Annotated in this window: 3 protein-coding genes and 1 pseudogene; 2 read left to right on the forward strand and 2 right to left on the reverse strand. The window is 38.0% G+C overall.

The genetic code is table 11. The annotated features are described in order from the left end of the window. Window positions 1-905: 905 nt before the first annotated feature. Together AC3DU7_RS27405 and AC3DU7_RS27410 are read left to right on the forward strand one after the other, a co-directional pair. On the forward strand, window positions 906-1,112 hold the full coding sequence (locus AC3DU7_RS27405) for a glycogen debranching protein (protein WP_488042425.1): 207 nt from the start codon (window positions 906-908) through the stop codon (window positions 1,110-1,112). 309 nt (window positions 1,113-1,421) lie between these two features. Then, window positions 1,422-1,631, forward strand: coding sequence for a hypothetical protein (locus tag AC3DU7_RS27410; RefSeq protein WP_488042426.1), 210 nt, complete (start codon window positions 1,422-1,424; stop codon window positions 1,629-1,631). A 677-nt stretch (window positions 1,632-2,308) separates the two neighbouring features. Here AC3DU7_RS27410 and panB read toward each other — a convergent pair. Then, the gene (gene panB, locus AC3DU7_RS27415; RefSeq protein ID WP_488042427.1) at window positions 2,309-3,097 is read right to left on the reverse strand and encodes a 3-methyl-2-oxobutanoate hydroxymethyltransferase; all 789 of its coding nucleotides are present in this window, start codon (window positions 3,095-3,097) and stop codon (window positions 2,309-2,311) included. Window positions 3,098-3,597: 500 nt separating this feature from the next. Further along, window positions 3,598-4,022: pseudogene (locus AC3DU7_RS27420) on the reverse strand (AAA family ATPase); the annotation flags it as partial.

Raw genomic sequence — 4,022 nt, forward strand, 5'->3', positions numbered from 1 at the left:
ATCAACGTATTGGTGCATCAATTTTAGATGAATGGCGTATATGTCGTGTTACTGGTAATTCTCTCAAGAGTTTAGCATCTGGACAGGAATTTTGAAGAAGGGTGAAGGCAGGAGGCAAAAGGTCTAATTGCTTATAGATAGTTAACGACCGTTGAACAAAAAATAAGGTCTCGCCCTTTCAAAGGGATGAAAAAAATAAAGTTCAATATTTCAATTCACTTTACTTTCCTAGGTCATGCTGCGCAAACAGGCAGAGAGAGGTACTGATAACTGATAACTGAAATGACGGTGGGGTATTAAACCCGTAAAAGATAAAGATAAGATTCAGGTTGAATTTAATCCCATTTAATATTAAAAATTTAGTGCCAACCGAAAATTCTGAATTCTCTAGAGTTCAGAATTTTCTTTGTCTAATATAGCAATGTGCGCTGGCTTGCTTTACAAATTTCAGGAGGTGTCCAATAGCTAAAAGTTTTATATAATAAGCTTTTTATGCCCCCTACTGCCTCTGTTGGTCAGCATTCCCTCACAGGAGTCGGCGTTCCGCAAGCGAGCTGTCGGCGGCGCGGGGTCCGACCGCTATTGCCTACTGCCAAATGAGCTGCGCACAGCGCTATAAGTTTATAGCAAGGAACGAGTTATATCATGTTTGGTTAAATACTTATACTTTGGAGAAAGGAAGGCAGAGGGCAGAAGGTAGAAGGAAAAGTAAAGGTTTAAAGATATAAGGTTTTTTATAACTGATTATCCGTTAGCGCAGCTCCCCTGCAAGGGGAACATGATATTAGTTAGAACTTATGTTGATGATGAAGCTGAGATAAAGAAAAGCTTTTGCCACTGTTCCCTGTTCCCTATTCCCTACGATATAATTTTGTTAACTTTCAATGTTAATGAGGCTATTAACTATGACTATTTGGGTAAATGAACAGATAGATCCATCTGGTATTATCTACTCTTGTATTGCTTGTGGCGATCAACAACAGGCCCAAGAATGCCATGAGTCTTTTCAAAAAAATTTAACTAAGACTCAAAAGGAACAAGGATGGAAAGCTATACTGCGAACTGTTGAATCTTGGGATGAAGTACCTGTGAGTGCTTTAAAATTGAACTAATATAGCGCTACGCGCTAGGGATAGGGAACAGGGAAAAATTTATTAGAGAAAACATTTTTATCTTTTCTTTTATAGCAATGTGCGCTGAGATATTTACAAATTACAGGAAATGTCCAATAGCTAAAAGTCTTATATTATTCTAAGGGAGATGCTACACAAACGGTTTTTTTATTCTTCTCTGTTGCCTGTTGCCTGCGCACAGCGCTATACTGCCGAAAATTCATAACTGCTCTTGACCTAATTTTCCGGTTGAGTAGGATAAAACTATGAACTTTAAATTTATGGAGTTATATTCGGAAATTATCAAATATGGAAATCTACGCATACCATCAAATTGCTGTTACTTGGGAAACATCTCACAAAATTGAACAACCAAGATGTTTTTCATGCGATCGCATTATGGATTTTTTACGTTTAGGATGGAAAATCATGTTTGCACCAGAGTTGCTGGAAGTTTCTGAAATTCCTGAAACTACTCAACCTTCATCTAAAGCAAATTCTTCAATCAGTTATGCTTAGATTCAGAAGACAAGAGAATGTTGATAGACTAGATATTATAGCAGTAGTAACAAGGAAAAAGGAGGAAGGTTGATATTCCATGTCGGGATGAAAATTAGACATCTCCAGAAAAGAGGGAGTAGGCAGTAGGCACTAGGCAGTAGGGAGAAATAATTGATAACTTCTGTGTGAGAATTGATTTTGTTTTTGATTTTTGGAGATGTCTATTAGTCTTATTACTTTGGTGCATCCTGATTATCAACCTACTTAATTTAGCACTGAAACTCTAATAGCACCAAAAAAGGCAATAAAAATAACAAAATAAAACTCACTTTATCTTTTCTTTTGCAGGTTTAATACCCCACCGTCATTTCAGTTATCAGTTATCAGTACCTGTGCCTGTTTGCGCAGCATGACCTAGGAAAGTCAGAGGCTTGAAATATTGAACTTTATTTTTTTTCATCCCCTTGTAGAGCAATAGCTCGCGACGCAGCCAAGGGGAGGCTTGAGACCTTATTTTTTAGTCAATAGGGCGTTGGTGAATCAAGCTATGAAACCTAAATTTTGCCAAATATAAAATGCTTTTCAGTTCATAGTTAGGCCATCGCTATTAAAGCACAATCATAGCCGAAATCACCAACGCCGTCAATAGTAGTTGACTATCCATAAGCAATTAGACCTTCTGACTTCTGCCTTCTTCAAGATGGTGATTGAGGAAATTTTCTCTCTTTAACTTCCAAACTATATTCTTTCACTGCTTGAGTAATATTTTCTCGCAAGTTAGCATAGGATTTAGCAAAGGGTGGTTGCCAATCAGAAATTCCTAATACATCATTAATAACTAATACCTGACCATCACAATAGACACCTGCACCAATACCAATAGTAGGAATAGAAACTTTTTCAGTAATCTCTTTAGCTAAGTCTGCTCCAATATGTTCTAAAATCATGGCAAAAGCACCAGCTTCTTCCACAGCGACAGCTTCTGCTAAAATACGCGCCCTAGCATCGGGAGTTTTACCTTGTTTGCGATAACCTCCAAATTGATGTACAGATTGGGGAGTTAGACCAATATGACCCATAACCGGAATACCCACTGATGTTAATTTACTTATCGTTTGAGCGATCGCTTCATTTCCGCCTTCTAATTTTACAGCTTGAGCGCCTGTTTCTTTGAGTATTCTCCCTGCGGAATGTATGGCTTGTTGAATGCTTTCTTGATAAGTTAAAAATGGTAAATCTACAACTATTAAAGCTTGTTTCACACCTCGTCGCACTGCTTTAGCATGATGAATCATTTCATCAAGAGTAACTGGAAGAGTTGTATCATAGCCTAATGCTACCATTGCCATAGAATCTCCCACCAAAATTAAATCTACTCCTGCTTGGTCTAAAATCTGAGCGATCGCATAATCATAGGCCGTTAAAGCTACTATGGGACGACCTTTTTGTTTCCATTGAATTAGTTGTTTTGTGGTAACTGTCATTTTTATGCGCTAGGGAATAGGGAATAGCGGTGCGACCCCGCGTCGGCGTTAGACGCAAGGGAATGCGCACCAAGAGAGGGAATAGGGAATAGCAAACTGTAAAAGGGTTTGAGGATTGAAAAATATCCGCGCCCAATTCTTGTATTGCTATATAATTAAAGTATAGTTTATATTAAATCAATTCATGGAGCAAATTTTATCAGGCGTGAGGTGCGCCTTGCGAGCAAGATGCTCGCACTAGAAAGATTCCCTCAATATTTGTACTTTAATTGGTTGGCATCAGAAACCCCCATAAAATTGTTCCTTCTTTATCCCCCCTTTCAAAGGGGGGGGTAGGGGGGATACCTTCTGCCTTCATTCATTGCTCTGATGCTAATATAGCGCTACGCATTAAGGTTAGGACATGAATAGAAGCTGTTTGCGCAGCATTCCGTAGGAAAACTCTTTTGTATTCTCCTGTTGCCTGTTGCCTGTTGCCTGTTGCCTTGCGCGTAGCGCTATCACATTTTGCCAAAAGATTTAACAACAGGTTGAATTGTAAAAAACGAACCTTCTGTTTCCATCACTTTTTCTACTAAACAACGCCTTTTTAATGATTGTATTCCTTTCCATAAATCTGAGTGGGAGAGTGGAAAATCTGCGGGAGTAATAGAAATATCCACTGCTTTTTCTTGATTGGCCATCCAAAATATTACTTGTTTTTCCAACTCTGATAAACGCTGAAAATTTATCTCTAATATTGGTTCTAAATCTCCTAAATATAGGGTTGAGCAAGATAAAAATTGAGTTACACTTTTATCACATAAATCTTCAACAGCATCGGCAATTATATTTAACCATAAAGGATTAGCGCTATAGAGATTAATCAATTCTAACCATCTATCTTCATCTGTTAAATTTCTCTCTTGTAAAAGCATTTTGCACG

The sequence above is a fragment of the Okeania sp. genome (genome assembly GCF_983059655.1).